Source organism: Mesorhizobium sp. M1406 (assembly GCF_040317555.1).
Taxonomy (GTDB): Bacteria; Pseudomonadota; Alphaproteobacteria; order Rhizobiales; family Rhizobiaceae; genus Mesorhizobium.
The window spans coordinates 50326-64918 of the sequence record NZ_JAMYKW010000001.1; the positions used below are offsets into that span (position 1 = coordinate 50326).

Sequence of the window (14593 nt, forward strand, 5' to 3'; positions counted from 1 at the left end):
GAACTCGCGGATGGCCCCGGCCGTGGCTGGACGCCTTCGGTGCCGAGCAGCAGGATGTCGGACAGGCATGCTTCGACCGCATTGCGGATGCTGCGAGCGTGGTCCGATCCCCGACGCATTCGACCTTGAGGTCGACGGTCGTATCGTCCTCCACGATTCCCGCTCGCGAAGTCGCGCAGATGGATAGGATCGACAGCCATGTTCCGGTGAATGATCCATCCAGTGCCCTGTCGGCAGCGATCAGGTGCGTGGGCGCTCGTTGATCCGGCAGTCCATGCGCTCGCGGCGCTGTAGATTCGTGAACACTATCAGCAGGCGATGCCGATGCTGATCAGCGTGATCGGCGCCAGGCCGGTAAGCGTGACGAGCAGGCTCTGCCAGGAGTTGAAATCAAACGCTATTTCCCGAGTTCGTGTGTCCGTCTCGTCCTGGCGATGTGGCGGAACAGCAAAGGTTTTTGACAAAGTTTGCCAAAATACCCCATAATGGCAATCAATGGAGGCCGATATGGCGACTATGAACGTATCCTTGCCCGACCCCATGAAAGACTGGGTCGAGGCGCAAACTAGAACAGGTCGCTATGCAAATGCCAGCGACTATGTGCGTGATCTGATCCGCCGGGATCAGGAGCGCAATGACAAGATTGCGGCCATGCAGCGCTATGTCGATGACGGGCTGAAAAGTGGCATCGGGGGTCGTTCCAAAGACGCACTTTTTGCAGCCGCGTTGACTCGGGCCGATGCGACGCGCGGCAACGGGTAATGGGGTTCCGCCTTTCCCTGGCGGCGGAAGAAGACGTTGTCGCTATTGCCGAGCAGGGAGTGCGTCTGTTCGGCGCGGTGCAGGCTAGACAGTATCATGAGGGGTTGTTTGCGGTCTTTGAGTTGATCGCCGCCAATCCGCGCATGGCGCGGGAGCGCCGGGAGATCTCGCCGCCAATGCGCATCCACCCGTGCAAGGCCCATCTTGTCGTGTACCGGATCGAAGCGGACGGCGACATCCTCATTGTCCGAATCCGCCACGGACATGAGGATTGGGCGGGCGACCCTTTCTAGATTGGATTAGGGCCAAAAACTGCCGTATCCTTCCAGATACTCGGTGATTTTCGGCAGCGGAATGGACCGAAGCAGAGTGGCGGAGAGGGAGGCCGCCAGCCTGGATCATGACATTAATAAAATCAACCAGTTAGCTGGATAGAACGGGCAAAAACCAGAGCAAGAATCAGAGCAAGAAATGTGGCCGGAAGTGCCAATCCCGGCCGCGTGCAGGTTGAGTGCAGAACAGTGAAATCACTTACGGCGCACTTTGTGGCCGAAGGGCACCACAACCGGTGTGTTCGGGTTGCCGCTGGCAGATACCAATCGTGAAGCTATTGCTGAAGTTTGCCGATTTGCTGTTGGAGCGCGCGGCCGGCCGCTATCCCTTCGGCGGTATTTGACACCTGATTCTGACCGATCTCTTTTATTTCATCCCCTATCAGAGTTGCAGCGACGAGGGTTTCTTCAGGATAGTTGTACATAGGAAAGCTCCTTTGCGCTAAGATTGACTAACTCAGAATGCGATCCAATCAAGCTAAGTCAATTGCAAGCATTTCTGGACAAAAGACACTTCGCCGGAGTGCCATATCACTCCGAACTGTACTTTAGCCGGAGTTCATTTCGCCATACTGCCGCCACACTATTATGAGACAAGTGGCATGACGCTGGCATAGCCGCGTCTTTTTTCCAGACACATTCCTGCTTCGGTGAAGCAAATGCGGCACCCGGAGGGTGCTGCGCGCGGCTAGACCGTGCAATGCGCAAATTGCGCAGGCTCGGTGAGCCCTTCCTGACCTCCCATTTTCTCTTTGAACCGAAGCGGCTCGCCCGCTTGGAAGGACACACATGTTCGACGCTCCGAACCTCTCCAAAGCCGTTCTGGCGCTCTACAATCCTCACGCTGATCCGTTCGGCGTAGCCGCTTGGCAGGAACTCTTCCACGCGTCACCTGAGATCAAGCGGGCGTGGATCGACCATCATTTCCAGTGGTCGGCTGCATGCAAGGCTGCCGCCGCCGATTTGCGCGGGCGCGGGCGAAACGTCGTACTTGACATGACTCTATTCGACGTTCGCGAGGACACTTCTGGCGAGACGGCCGAATGCGCGATCGACTACGAAATCTCGGCAATGCGGCCTCGCGGCGTGTCGTTCCGGTTTGATGAGACCGACACGGGAGCCACGTTTGGCCGAACCATGTTTCTGGCTGGAAATTCGTTCCGACTGGCAGATCGAGTCATGGATGCGATCGAATTGCGAGAATAGGCTGTAGCGCTTTCAGTCATTCCAAATATTGCATGATGCACGAAACTGCGCCGTAGGACACCGTTCCTAAGTTTCGATTGAAAATGCCTGCCAACAACTTTATATCAAGGCTGCTGACCTTCGAGAAATCGCGGCCACCCGTTCCCACCTAGGGGCGGGTGGCATCTCGAAAGACAGTCCCGTCGTCGGGGACGACGTAATTCATTTCGCCGACGACGCGAGTTCTCGAAAAAGGCTCAGCACCCTCCGAAAACGCGCCGTCAAATGCCCAACGCCCGCACCATGTGTCGCGGCGAGCGCCAACGTGCGCCCTGACTTTCGGAGTACCTATGACTGCCACAACCTCCTTTGATCCGCTCACGCCTTTTCGGGCTGCCGTACACGGTCGCCACGGTGTCCGCCTTGCGTTTGTCGACCGTGACGAAGCGCGAGACGCAGCCGCGCGATTGACGCCGTCGTACATCCTCTATGGTGATCGGGACAGCACGCATCTTGTCTATCTCGTCGCCGACCATGAGGGGGAGCTTGCCAAGGCGCTTGTCGCGCGGTGGCAGGAGCAGGATACGGACGACGCTTATGTCGAGTTCGACGTGCTGGGCGCTGATGACGACTATCGGCTCTGTGATGATGATGCCAAGCATCTGGCCGAGGGCGGGAAGTTCGACATTGTCACGGTGGCGGAGATTGAAACCGCATTCTCTCCGTCCGCCGAGTCGACCCTCAATGACGCGAGCGTCATCGGCGAGCTTGGTCCGGACATCCTCAACACCAAGCTCCAGATTGCCTTCGCAGGTAAGTGCGATGCAAAGGTGTTTGCGAACTCGAAGGAAGCGCCGTTCAGCAACTTCTTGAACTCGGACCTCACGAAGATTCGAGTCGGCAACAAGGATGGCAAGTGTTTCGTTCTCGGCGTCCTTAAGGACGGGCGGCGCACCAATAACGCCGTTATCAGACTGCACATGATGGGGCTCGATGTTGATAGCGGTGAGAACATGGCGAAAACGATCGCCATGCTCAGGTCGAAGGGGCTCTTCTTCATCGCTTACACAACCCACTCGCACGGTTCTCAGAAGATCGACTACAAGAAGGACCGCTTCATAAAGTGGGCGGGCGACAACGGACATCCGGCGAAGCTGGACGACCTTTCCAGCGATGAGGCTAACCGCCTCGTTCGACTCTTCATGACCGACGAAGGAAAGTACGTTGGGGACGTGATCGCGTCCGCCGAATATGTGGACACAACGCACGAAGTCGATGGCATCAAGATCAACTTGCGTTGCCGTCCGCTGGACAAGTTCCGTTTGGTTTTCATTCTGCACAAGCCGTACGTGATGGCCCAACAGCCGGGCAGCCAGAAGGACGCTCAGGCCGCATGGGGCGATATGATTCTCGGGCTGGCAAGTGAACTCGGGATCAAGGTCGACCGGGCCGCGCGCGACTGCGCACGCCTCTTCTACCTCCCGTCCAAGGCTCCGGGTGCGACCGATGCTCGGATTATCGTGAACGCCGGGAAGAAACTCGACTGGACGACGATCACCAAGGTTTCGGCCAAGGACTACAAGGCGGCACCGACCGACCCGTTTGACGCGGCCGGCGGCGACATGGGCGGCGCGGACGACCGCGACCGCCTCATGATCGGCAGCTTCAATCTGCGAAAGTGGGCGGCGATCTTCGGAGGCCATTTCGAGCCGACCAACGTTTTCGCCGATCACTGCCCGGAGCATCGACGGATGGAGCGCAGCCCGTCAAAGTTCGCATGCATCTGCCCGCATGGTGAAGGCCACGGAAGCGAGGGTACGGAAGACGATCCCGGAGCCTATATCGAGGATGCCGGGTATGCCGAGCGCTTCGCCTTCCATTGCAGCCACGATTCCTGTGCCGATCACGATGCGCTGGACCGGATTAAGCGGGCGATTGAAATGGACTGGTTTCCGATCGAAGCCCTGACCGATCCTGCAAATAGTTGCATGCACCCGGAGGACTTCGCCAAGGCGCTTGAGGATTTCGGCGTGGCGGGCGATGGCGTTCCTAGTGGAGAGCACCCGCCCACCGAAAAACCGACCACCCACTTTAAGAAGATGGAATCGGCAATTGCTGCCCTGAACAATGAAATTGCAATCGTCCAGCGTGGCGGCGATGCCGTGATCTTCCAGAAGCGGAGCAACGGCGAAGGCTGGTTGAAACTCCGGGCGGCTAAAGACATCTATGCTCCTTGGACGGCCGGAAAAGATCGAGACTCGGTTTTCTCGGCATGGCTGAAATCGCCCGCACGCGATCACCGCACGGCCGTTGTGTTCGAACCGCACCGCTATGGGCAGCCCGACAACACCCCGCCTGACGAACTGAACATGTATCGCGGCTTTGCCATTGAGCCCGCCAAGGGCGACTGGCTGGATTTGCAGCGCCACGTCTTCCGTATCATCTGCAACGGCGACAAGCGGCTCTATGCCTATGTGAACGCATGGCTTGCTGACATGGTGCAGAATCCCGGCCGTAAGATCGGGACCGCGCTCGCCATTCTAAGCATCGAAGGAACCGGCAAGAGCCTCTTCACTGACTTCGTGCGTCAGGTCTGGGGCAACCGCCATAGCGTCAAGGTGAGCGATCCACGCCAGCTTACGGGCAACTTCAACGGCCACATGTCGGGCAAGATGCTTGCCGTTGCGGAGGAAGCATTCTTCGCGGGCGATCCAAAGATCGACTCCATCATCAAGGACATGATCACCAGCGACCGCATGATGATGGAAAACAAGTTCATGGACGCCATCGAAGTCGGCGACTATCGGCGCTTTATCCTCTTGTCGAATGCCGAGAACGTGGTGAGGGCAACGGGAGACGCGCGGCGCTACGCGGTCACGGTTGCCAGTGCAGAGATGAAGGGCAACACCGCCTATTTTCAGAAGCTCGCGGACCAGCTTCGGGGCGGAAAGGTTGCGGCAGCGATGCTCTATGACCTGCTTAGGCTCGATATTGCAGCCGTGGAACATGCCTACGGCGTCGACCTCCGCAACCCGCCGCTCACCGATGCGCTGATCAGTCAGATTCTCATCAACATGAAGGCGGAGGACCGTTGGTTGCGCGCCGTGCTGGCGGACGGCACGTTCACCAATGCGGACGGGGATAGCGAATTGACAGAACCGGAACGCAAGAAGTGGGCAGACAAGTCCGTCAATGTTGCGAAGGAGACCGTCTATCGAAGCTATCGATCGATGGTGAAGGCGCGCGACGGCAAGGAGGTATCGCCCGAAGCAATCAGCATGTTCTTCATCGGCGCGTTCCGTAAGCAGAAGGGCGAGCCGTCGCTTATCAAGACAGACGGCGACGGCAAGACGGGGCGCAGCTTTGTGCTGCCGTCGCTGCTTGCCCTGCGCGAGTTCTATGCGGAGAAGTCCAAGGTCCCGTTGGACTATACGTCGGTGGTCAGCGCTGGAGACTTGATCTTGCCGCCGAAGAGGGCGGAAGGGGTGGATTATGATGCCGCGTTGGTAGCCTATGAGAGCGTCGCCGACACCTTCATCAATGGCGTCTTCGACCGCGAGTGATACGATGGGGAGGCTTTTTCGCCTCCCCAACCTTTCCCCAACCTACGTCCGCTCGCCGGTCAAACACACCACCGGCATGCCGTATTTACCCAACCTCCCCAACCTTCCCAGGCTAATTTTCAAATACGTATAGAAACGGAGAATCCTCCCTCTCTCCGCTGTCACACACCGTTGTCACGCTTTCGAAGGGGTAGATTTCGGGATTCCTATCATGGGTCGAAAAAAGGTTGGGGAGGTCGGGGAGGTTGGGGAATCACCAACTACCGATCCGGTCTCTGCGCTCAACCGATTTGACCCTGCCGGTAGCCCCCGGCGTCCGATCAACCATCGCGGAGCCCAGCACCGTCAGGCGCGTCGGTTCAGTGTAGATCGCCGCACGATTGCCTACATGCCGACACGCGAAGCAGGATGAGTTCAGACCGGGGATGAGTGCAGACCGCGACCTTTTCACGCCCGATCGCCCGTGCGACATTCACGCATGACCGACACTCCGCTTCCCGGACCTGATATGCGCGACCTCATGGCCGCAGTCGGAGAAGTGCTCCTATGCTGGGGCTACGTGGAAGCGGCGATCCGCAAACGTCTTTCCGTGATCAGTCCAGCCGATATGAAGGCGTCGAAGACCCCGGTACTGCTCCGATGGCGAAAGGTTGAGCCGCCGACGCCGGAATTGGCTGAGTTGCTTAAAGAAATCGACCGTCTCGCAATCGTCCGAAACTGCCTTGCCCATGGGCTGGCGTCCGCTTCCGCGAATCCATGGGAGCCGGAAGAACCGGAGGTCGCCTGTCGGCTAGGCGAAATGGACAAAACAGTCACTCTGTCTGAGTTGCGAGAGACCGCGCGCTCGCTTCATCGCGTGTCGCATGCCATTCGCTCTCCCATTTAAGCGGCACACCAACTAAAGCGGCGATGCCTAACCACGGTGCTCGCCCACCAGCCTTCCCGATAACCGTGCCAGTAGTGCGCCAGCTTCACGTTTGGTAAGCTCCAAGCTAGCGGGGAGACCTTCGTGGACATCATCGGCACTCTACTTTCATTACTCGGCATGGGGCGGGATCATGCGAACCGTGTAAACGACAGGCGGGCGGAGGTCGCGCGTCTGAATGCCGAGAGCGCGGCGGAGTTCGGGCGCTCTCTCGATATGTTGCGTGCGGGTCGATTGGGTCTATTGCGTAGGTGCGCGATGGAGCACCCGGAAAATCCTGAGATCGCTGGCGAGTGCCGGAAGGTGCTTGATTTACAGGAAGACGATATCTTGAAGGTGATCAAGATGACGGATGATCTCTCGCAAAAGATCACCGCAAGCGGCTGGGGCAGTAATTGGGAACTGGCGCTCCAGAAGGCTTATGAGATGCGTGGCACAGCCGCCCGCAGCGCTCCTTTCATTGAAGGAATATTACGGCAGTGCGAAGCTGTCCTAGATGGTGCTGGTCGGGTCACGCGGCTGTAAGGATCGGGATCCATCCTGTCGTCTTTGTAGACCTCAACGCGCCGGCAGGAAGTGTCGGTCCACACGTATGACGGCGGCGGCGATCCTCGTGTACGATGTGTCTCGCAGGTCGCAATCATAATCGCCAAGATGAAAGTCCAAGGCGTTCAGGATGCGCTCGCTTGCCTGAAAAACTTGAGGGCGATTCTTGATGGGATTGCTATGGTATAACTCGTTGCGGGCATCTCTCAGCAGCACGAGGGTCGTCTGAAACGCGGTCAAATCAAGTTTGAAGCCTAGAGTGGCGTCGTCTCTGAACATCGGTCTGATACGAGTCCAATCGGTCTCCATTAGCCGTGCCAGTTCCCCAAGGGTGAGGCAGTAGTAGAACTCGTCCGTTCGATCCTGTCCCATGATCCTTCGGGCCATCTGCTGCACGTTAAGTACCTTGTCCATCGCGAAAAAGGCCTGCTTGATGAAGTCTTGGGTAGCGGGCTTTCCAGAGATGTTGCCATTGACGAAGTGAGTGTGGGTATACCCTAGGCGGACTGCATCCCTTATCAGCACCCACCAATCCATGCGGTTAAAATGCACGGCTAGGAAGTCGGCCAACTTCGACCTCAGGGCATTCTCTACTGCGAACACCACGGGATATAGGGCAGAGAACTCTTTGACCTTCCGAGTATATATCCTATGTATGATCATCCGCTGTTCAGCGTGACTGATCCCAGTGAGGTCCTTGGTGGCCTTGGCTTCCTTGATCGAGTCCCGTAAGATGGTGGGGTTCAAGGTTCCCATGTCTGCGTCGAAGTGCGCGACCTGACGCGGTGTCGGACAGAATGTCAGATACTCTCCCAGTAACTCCATGGTAGGGATATGACGCTTCGTTATGGACACGGCCTTGGTTCCCCCTTGAATCTTTCTTATGTTAGCCCTATAACAAGGCTACTCGCTAGGTGGCGGAACAATGGTGACGCGAGCCTACGGCACTTACCGTAGCACCCTGAGAGTCTAAACCCACATATGGCTAGGCGTGGCTCTAAAGGCCGCGCCTTTAGTCATTTAAGGGCCGCGTTCCAGCAAAAATTGCAACCGCCGACAATCGCCTCTCTTGTATATCGGCTCTATCGCTGGCTTGTGCGCTTTACGCAAATTTTTGACAGTTCGGGAAATCGTCGCGCCTGTATATCGGGTGTTCCTTCGCGATCCTGCAACTCTGGTGGCGGCACGGGCTGTATCAATGTAGCCTAGACCAACAAAAAAACGCACGCCAGTGCGCCGCTGGAGGCAGTAAGGCTTGTATCAGTGCGATCCTCGCCTGAGAAAAGCGAACTGTCAGTGCGCTGCTAGAGGCAGTAAGGTCTGTATCAATACGATCCTCGCCTGAGAAAGGCAGACGCCAAGGCGCGCTGCGTCGCATCTGAACTCAACCCTCCCGGCTAAACCATCCGAATCCTCGTATCCCGCCGATCTAATCCCGGTCTGGCTATCTGCACACCCAAACGGAACGGGAGCCAAACCCAAACGGGAGCGGATTCCAAACGGGACGATTTTCCAACCGGGGCAGATTCCCAAACGGGAGCGTTTTTCAGATATGCCTACGCGCTCATCTGCTCTCAATCTTCGCGGCAAAACCTGCCGCGCCAAGCTTAACGTGCCACGCACTACGCCGCACGCCGGCCGGATGATCGTCACGGCCGAATGTGGACTCAACCTTCGCGGCATCCGCTATCGTTAAAATGAGCATCAAATGCTCTGCCCCCATCCTCTTGGCTAGGTCAAAGACGCTCTCCGCCATCGCGCGCCATGTCCATATGGGTATACCCTGGGTTACATCATCGCACGGGGCGATTACCCCCTCGGATACCTGTATGTTGAAGTTGACTCCGACTTATGGACAGGCTAGTTCTGGACATAACCCTTTTGGACAAGGAGTCAGGGTGTCATGAGTAAGAACGTCCTTTACATGCGAGTTTCGACGGCGGACCAGAACATTCGTCACCAGCGCCAACAGGCGGAGGCCGCAGGCTACCGCTTTAACGATGAAGACGTGATCGCCGACGATGGCGTGTCCGGTGTGAGCACGCCTCTGAAGGATCGTGAGGGCGGACGACGGCTCTTCGATATCCTCCGGTCTGGTGACGTGCTGGTGGTTCGCTGGGTTGATAGGCTTGGCAGGAACTATCGGGACGTGACGGATACGATCCGTGAGTTCATGCGTAAAGGCGTGATCATCAAGACTATCATCAACGGAATGACGTTCGACGGTGCAACCAAAGATGCCACACAGGAAGCCATCCGCGACACGTTGATTGCCTTCATGGCCGCGATGGCACAGGCACAGGCGGAGGCCACCAAGGAGGCACAGAAGGCGGGGATTGAGGCCGCTAAGGCTATCCCGGCGAAGTACCGTGGTCGTCGGCCTGACTACACCCGCGCGGACTTCGAAACCGTCACCGCTGCGGTGGCACGTGGCGAGGGACCTAGCGCCATCGCCAAGCTAACCGGCCTCCAGCGCCAGACCGTCATCCGCATGCGGGACAACCCGGCCAATGTGGAACAGACCTTGGCTAACTGGCGCATGTAGGGGAGTCCCAGCAACATGCGCCTAATCAGTTCCCTTGTGAGCCTTCTCTTTTGGCTCTTCGTTCTAGCGATGCTCTGGCCGCACTAGGCCGCCCGCCATCGCGACGCGACCTATAAGCCCGGCCATTGCGCCGGGCTTTCTCTATTGGGGCAGTCGTCCGTGACGACGATGCGCCGCGTTGCCGGTTGAGTGCAGAGGCCGAGCCCGTTCGGCATACCCCCCACCGCCTTCGATTCCTCCCATGGCACACCGGAGTGGACCCAGACGGGAGCACGGTGCCCCGGCCTAGTTGTGCCGCACACGGTGCGCTTAGCGAGACTATAAAGTTTCAAAGCTTTGTCTGCACTCATCCCTGAAAATCACTCTCCTAGCGATATCGCCGATGGAACCGGCCACAGGATCACTGCCTGAGCCACCCTTTGGTGAACCCTTCGACCTGTATCTCGACAAGTTGATCCCGGTTGATGCTGTGTTTTGCAGCGAGTTGCGCGTTGTATTTCTCGGTCAACTCATTTCCAAGGCTGGTTTGTTCGGTCAGTCTGCTGTCCGGGATACGCTCCATTGCCTCGCGACTTGCCCTGTTTTCTGCCTCGACACATTCCTTGAAAACCGTTTTCCGAACGTCCTCCGACAAGCCAAAGCGGTCCTCCGGGGCTTTTGACAGCGCTGCAAGGCGGCCTTCGTCGATGAGTACTGGTGGCTCCCCCGTATCAGAGTAGTTTTTCGCGAGCATCGCGATCCACAGGCCTTGTTCCGCTCGCGCCTGCTCTTTGCTGCCGTACACATAGATGTAAATGTTCGTCGGAGAGTCATGGTACCGGAAGCCGCTACGCTTTCCGGCTGCGCGGAAGCGTTTCAAGATTTCAGTTTCCAGTTCACTCTTCGTAGGGACGCCTTGGGCGACTACGTGTTGCTCTATCTGTGTTTTGACAGGAACGTCGTTTATTTCCTCGTTCACGAGGGAAAACCTGTCATTGTCGGCTGTTTCGTCAGGTCCGCACGCAGTGACCATCACGAGGACGGCTCCCGCGATACACGCGCGGCAAAGCCTCAGTCCGCTTCTCATTGTTGCTGTCTCCCCACCCCTGGAACAGGCCTGCGCCTCGATTTATTGCACGTTGCGGAACGACATAGAAGTCGCCTTTCAGGTCGGAGGGTTACACCGTTAAAACCCAAAGGTGCCAGCCGAGAAACGCTGTGGTGGCCGCATCACCCGGCCGTGAAGCAACACTTCGTTTTCCGCTCGAAATGCAGGCGCTGGGGATGAGTGCAGAAGCCCAAGGCATTCGACCTGCATTTGGGACGCGTTCCTAACTTTTTCTAGGAATGTGTTCCATCCTATGTTTTAATTCGCTTAAAGAAAGTAGACATTCGAATGCGCACAAAAACCGGCGAACAGTTTTCGGCTTATCTAGTCAACAAGCACCTTGCTTGGCTGCGAAAACTTGCTCGGCAAAATGCATCCAGCGTTTCAGCCGAAATTGGCGTAATTCTTGAAGCGGCGATGCGTGCCGATGATGTTCGCCGCGAGGTACGTCGATGTCTCGCGTAGTAAGTGTATCTCTCCCCGACGAGCTATTTGACTTTGCTCTTTCTGAGAAGGAGCGCACGGGTCGATCTGTTCCTTCCTTGCTAAGGCTTTGTCTGATTCAGCGCCGCGCCACACTCGACCGTTATTTTCCTAGCGAAGCCGATTTTCACGAAGAGCTTACGTAACCGACTTGCCAAAAGAAAGACCTACCAATGACCAATCCATATGCAATCAAACTGCGAGACGGCCGCGTTGTTTCCGATCTCGACTGGGCCAACGCCTCCGATCAGGTAAAAAATTACGATGCTGAGTGGCTGTCGTATGACTCCGCTCTAGCGGCGATCTCTGTCGCACGTGCGGGCACCCGCAAGCCGACCGTGATCAACGCCCGAGTCGAGGGGTAATCATGACCAACATCGCCCAGAAAGAATATCTAGCCGCGTGCGGCAAGGCGTCTGTCGATGACTTCGAACCGGGGAGCGCGGCAAAACTGGAGTTCGCCAACCTGCAATATGTGCCGGATGCTGAGCCGGAGCCGGCATCGAAGTATACTGAATTGCAGGTTCAATATCTGTGCGGGCAGTCGGTCGAAGAACTCGACGAGTTCCAGCGTGGCTTCTTCGAAGCGTTTGGCGCTCCTAGCGTGGGCTCCAACACGACCGATGGCACTGGCACGGCAAAGCCTTCCGGCGCGCCGAAGCTCAACACGCAGAAGCTGGCAGACTCGGGACTCACTCCCACGGCGCGGGGAGAGGTCTTTGAATGGTTTCAGGTACTGGAGCAGGCCCATCGCGAGGCGCAGGCCGGAATCCCGGAGCATTTGCGGGAGACCCGTTTCGACGCTGAGCGCGCCCGGCAGTACGTCGCGCCCTTCTTGGTCGCCTAATTCTTATTGCGCGTGACACCCCGCACGCGCAACGGCCGGACAAGGCCCGGTCACACCCGCGCCTGCCCTTTTTGGGTACTTTTGGGGCAGGCGCGGGAACCTTCTGGAGTTTAGCATATGAATGAACCGTCAGAACGTGTCCTGGCCGAGTTGGAGTCGCGGTTGCGCGCCATGCATTCGAGGTTCGAAAAGAGCCGCGATCCTCACCAGAGGGCTGCCTTGGCGACGTCGATCAGGGTACTTGAACGTGAGCGAGCAGCCTGCGCGGCAGGTGCCCTTCCAGCATGGGATTGATAAATCTGGCTGCTGCCATTCGCACTCGAAGTCCAGACACTTCGATAGCGCGCCCAACACGCCCTGATCGGTACCTTTCTCAAAACCCAACGCCCTTCATCCAAGCCGCGCTAGATCGCGCGCGGGAGCGTGCTCCCATTGTCAAAACGGCCCTCCGAATCCCCTCTGCCATTCAGCGAGTTTGCCAAGCGCCTTCTGATAGGTGCCGTCGTTCCTGACGTACAAGAGCGGCGTTGTTCGGCCAAGGTCGTCATCCCGGCCATTGAGAAAGGCGCTTAGATTCTTGGCAGTCAACCGGCGAGTGGCTTCTGCGGTGAGCATGTCCTGATATCGCTTCCGCTCGACTGCGGCCTCCGCCTCGTCGCGGCGCTGCCTTACCAATTCGGACAGCACATTGCGCGCTCGGCTCAATCCGGACTCGCTATCCTCTGCCGCTTCCAACGGCGTCATTCCGCTCAGATCGTTATGTTTCGTGTTCAGGAATACCCCAAGATCGGAACCACTCAATTCCTGTTCAGCGTCAACGCAAAGCCGATCCCTTCGTGACTGCCGAAGTCGTTTCGCGTCCTGAACCTGTTTTTCGCGTAATTCTTCGGCCTGCTTAGCCATTCGTGCTTTGCGGCGCTCGATTGCGCCTTCAACCGGTAACCCTACAGTCGCATATGAAACCGGGCCGCTGTTTCCGATCATGGCGACAACGGCGTCAATCTCGGCAGCAATCTTCGGCGTTTCGATGTCAGACTGGATGGCGGCCCGATATGTCATGCCGGACTTCGCATGGATGGAATCGAGCCACAATTCGCCAGTCATGTCCGCTCGCTCTGCGTCGGGAAGCTGTCCCAATATCCAATCGACTGCTTGCACTGCCGCATGCATGACAGCGGTTCTTTGTTTCTCTGCCAACGTGCGCGCGGTCCATTCCTCTGCGAAAGGATTTGCCAGCAACAGGCTATAGCCCCGCTTGACCAACACGCCAGTGCCGAGCAAATGCAGCAAATAGCTGTCAATGGCCTTCCATGGCGGCGCGAAGGGCGGTTCAACCATTACAGTATCCGCGACCTCGCGCGAAACACGCTGGAACTGCGGCCGTATCAGACGACGCTTTTCGAGATGCTTGGCGATCGGCACCGCCTTGCGAACTCCGCCACCAAGGCAATTGTCGTGGAAGACCTCCGCCAAGATGGTGGCTTGCCATACCGCAGGCGGGACGGTGAAACAGGCATAGCCCGCAACCTCGATACCAGCATGTTCGGCGAGTCCGATCGCTTGAAGCTCGGCGTAGCGTGGAACGGGAACCTTCTTTCCGGCCAATTGCCTAAGTGCTTCCGCATAGGCGCGCGCCAGTTCGTCAACCCGTTTATCGTGCTTGGCCTGAAAGTCGGCGTACCGCTTCGCCTGTGCAGCTTGCCATTTCTCTTCGTCCGCGCGGTTCTTCGCCTGCGCTCTATCGATGTCTGGGTGATAGAGCCAACGCCGTGGCGCAGATCGAAGCACCGCATCCGCGATTTGCTCGCGTGTCGAGTCTCGGGGCAATCTGGACAGGTCGATTTCGACGGCCATGATGCCGTATTCCCGGAGACGCTGAATCTTGGTTTCGTCGCTCGCATGGGTGACCGCGACTTCCACAAAGAGGTCGTAGCCGAGCGCACGAACATAGAGGTCTGGGATGATCCTTTTCGGGTCGGTGAACTCGATCCGAAGGAAATGTGTCGTGACCTGCTGACCCGGCTTCATCACGACGTTGCCGGTATTGAGACCAAGCCTTTCCGGCAAGAGCATCGTCGGGTTGGCTCGAAACACTTCTTTGGCAAGTAGGTGCAGGACCGTTTCAGGACCGCCGCCGCACGCTTCGCCATCGTCGTGCCCGAAGTGCGGCACCTTTTCATCACCCTTCCGAGCCACCAGCCGCCCACTACAGGCAGGGCAATTGCAGCCGCAAGCGACGCCGCGCTGAACCTCGCTGATATGCGCCAAGGTGCCGTCCGGCCTCAGCCCGTAGACAAGCTGAGCACGATCGGAGCCAT

The 14593-nt window shown here is 57.7% G+C and carries 13 protein-coding genes and 1 pseudogene; 9 read left to right on the forward strand and 5 right to left on the reverse strand.

What is annotated here, in order from left to right:
- Positions 1-308: 308 nt before the first annotated feature.
- Positions 309-542, reverse strand: coding sequence for a hypothetical protein (locus NKH03_RS00225; RefSeq protein WP_352966988.1), 234 nt, complete (start codon positions 540-542; stop codon positions 309-311).
- On the opposite strand from NKH03_RS00225, the gene NKH03_RS00230 reads away from it, so the two are divergent.
- The gene (locus NKH03_RS00230) at positions 508-762 is read left to right on the forward strand and encodes a type II toxin-antitoxin system ParD family antitoxin (protein ID WP_352865000.1); all 255 of its coding nucleotides are present in this window, start codon (positions 508-510) and stop codon (positions 760-762) included. The genes NKH03_RS00225 and NKH03_RS00230 overlap by 35 nt on opposite strands.
- The gene (locus NKH03_RS00235) at positions 762-1055 is read left to right on the forward strand and encodes a type II toxin-antitoxin system RelE/ParE family toxin (protein ID WP_352864998.1); all 294 of its coding nucleotides are present in this window, start codon (positions 762-764) and stop codon (positions 1053-1055) included. The genes NKH03_RS00230 and NKH03_RS00235 overlap by 1 nt, the downstream gene beginning before the upstream one ends.
- Before the next feature lie 314 nt (positions 1056-1369).
- On the opposite strand, the gene NKH03_RS00240 is transcribed toward NKH03_RS00235, so the two are convergent.
- The gene (locus tag NKH03_RS00240; RefSeq protein ID WP_352966632.1) at positions 1370-1519 is read right to left on the reverse strand and encodes a hypothetical protein; all 150 of its coding nucleotides are present in this window, start codon (positions 1517-1519) and stop codon (positions 1370-1372) included.
- A 364-nt stretch (positions 1520-1883) separates the two neighbouring features.
- On the opposite strand from NKH03_RS00240, the gene NKH03_RS00245 reads away from it, so the two are divergent.
- The 4 genes and pseudogenes from NKH03_RS00245 (at position 1884) to NKH03_RS00260 (ending at position 7292) form a co-directional block, all read left to right on the forward strand.
- Entirely contained in the window at positions 1884-2300 is a 417-nt protein-coding gene (locus tag NKH03_RS00245) for a hypothetical protein (protein ID WP_352966633.1), read from the forward strand.
- 2474 nt (positions 2301-4774) lie between these two features.
- A pseudogene (locus NKH03_RS34975) lies at positions 4775-5134 on the forward strand (primase-helicase family protein); the annotation flags it as partial.
- 1186 nt (positions 5135-6320) lie between these two features.
- Positions 6321-6728: a hypothetical protein gene (locus NKH03_RS00255; protein ID WP_352966635.1), complete on the forward strand. Its 408-nt coding sequence runs from the start codon at positions 6321-6323 to the stop codon at positions 6726-6728.
- Positions 6729-6851: 123 nt separating this feature from the next.
- Positions 6852-7292 carry a hypothetical protein gene (locus NKH03_RS00260; RefSeq protein WP_352966636.1) on the forward strand — a complete coding sequence of 147 codons (441 nt, stop codon included), beginning with the start codon at positions 6852-6854 and terminating at the stop codon, positions 7290-7292.
- Between the two features lie 33 nt (positions 7293-7325).
- Here the strand turns inward: NKH03_RS00260 and NKH03_RS00265 are convergent, their stop codons facing one another.
- Positions 7326-8168, reverse strand: coding sequence for a hypothetical protein (locus NKH03_RS00265; protein ID WP_352966637.1), 843 nt, complete (start codon positions 8166-8168; stop codon positions 7326-7328).
- A 1048-nt stretch (positions 8169-9216) separates the two neighbouring features.
- On the opposite strand from NKH03_RS00265, the gene NKH03_RS00270 reads away from it, so the two are divergent.
- On the forward strand, positions 9217-9858 hold the full coding sequence (locus tag NKH03_RS00270) for a recombinase family protein (protein WP_352966638.1): 642 nt from the start codon (positions 9217-9219) through the stop codon (positions 9856-9858).
- Positions 9859-10258: 400 nt separating this feature from the next.
- On the opposite strand, the gene NKH03_RS00275 is transcribed toward NKH03_RS00270, so the two are convergent.
- On the reverse strand, positions 10259-10873 hold the full coding sequence (locus NKH03_RS00275) for a hypothetical protein (RefSeq protein WP_352966639.1): 615 nt from the start codon (positions 10871-10873) through the stop codon (positions 10259-10261).
- 728 nt (positions 10874-11601) lie between these two features.
- On the opposite strand from NKH03_RS00275, the gene NKH03_RS00280 reads away from it, so the two are divergent.
- Together NKH03_RS00280 and NKH03_RS00285 are read left to right on the forward strand one after the other, a co-directional pair.
- Entirely contained in the window at positions 11602-11793 is a 192-nt protein-coding gene (locus NKH03_RS00280; RefSeq protein ID WP_352966641.1) for a hypothetical protein, read from the forward strand.
- A gap of 2 nt (positions 11794-11795) precedes the next feature.
- Positions 11796-12275, forward strand: coding sequence for a hypothetical protein (locus NKH03_RS00285; protein WP_352966642.1), 480 nt, complete (start codon positions 11796-11798; stop codon positions 12273-12275).
- A gap of 435 nt (positions 12276-12710) precedes the next feature.
- On the opposite strand, the gene NKH03_RS00290 is transcribed toward NKH03_RS00285, so the two are convergent.
- Positions 12711-14543 (reverse strand): competence protein CoiA family protein, encoded by a 1833-nt coding sequence (locus tag NKH03_RS00290; protein ID WP_352966643.1) that lies wholly within the window; start codon positions 14541-14543, stop codon positions 12711-12713.
- Positions 14544-14593: the final 50 nt, after the last annotated feature.

Excerpts from the sequence above, each read along its gene's own strand:
- NKH03_RS00230 (WP_352865000.1), top strand. The coding sequence starts at position 508 with ATGGCGACTATGAACGTATCCTTGCCCGACCCCATGAAAGACTGGGTC.
- NKH03_RS00225 (WP_352966988.1), bottom strand. The coding sequence starts at position 542 with ATGGGGTCGGGCAAGGATACGTTCATAGTCGCCATATCGGCCTCCATT.
- NKH03_RS00235 (WP_352864998.1), top strand. The coding sequence starts at position 762 with ATGGGGTTCCGCCTTTCCCTGGCGGCGGAAGAAGACGTTGTCGCTATT.
- NKH03_RS00240 (WP_352966632.1), bottom strand. The coding sequence starts at position 1,519 with ATGTACAACTATCCTGAAGAAACCCTCGTCGCTGCAACTCTGATAGGG.
- NKH03_RS00245 (WP_352966633.1), top strand. The coding sequence starts at position 1,884 with ATGTTCGACGCTCCGAACCTCTCCAAAGCCGTTCTGGCGCTCTACAAT.
- NKH03_RS00255 (WP_352966635.1), top strand. The coding sequence starts at position 6,321 with ATGACCGACACTCCGCTTCCCGGACCTGATATGCGCGACCTCATGGCC.
- NKH03_RS00270 (WP_352966638.1), top strand. The coding sequence starts at position 9,217 with ATGAGTAAGAACGTCCTTTACATGCGAGTTTCGACGGCGGACCAGAAC.
- NKH03_RS00280 (WP_352966641.1), top strand. The coding sequence starts at position 11,602 with ATGACCAATCCATATGCAATCAAACTGCGAGACGGCCGCGTTGTTTCC.
- NKH03_RS00285 (WP_352966642.1), top strand. The coding sequence starts at position 11,796 with ATGACCAACATCGCCCAGAAAGAATATCTAGCCGCGTGCGGCAAGGCG.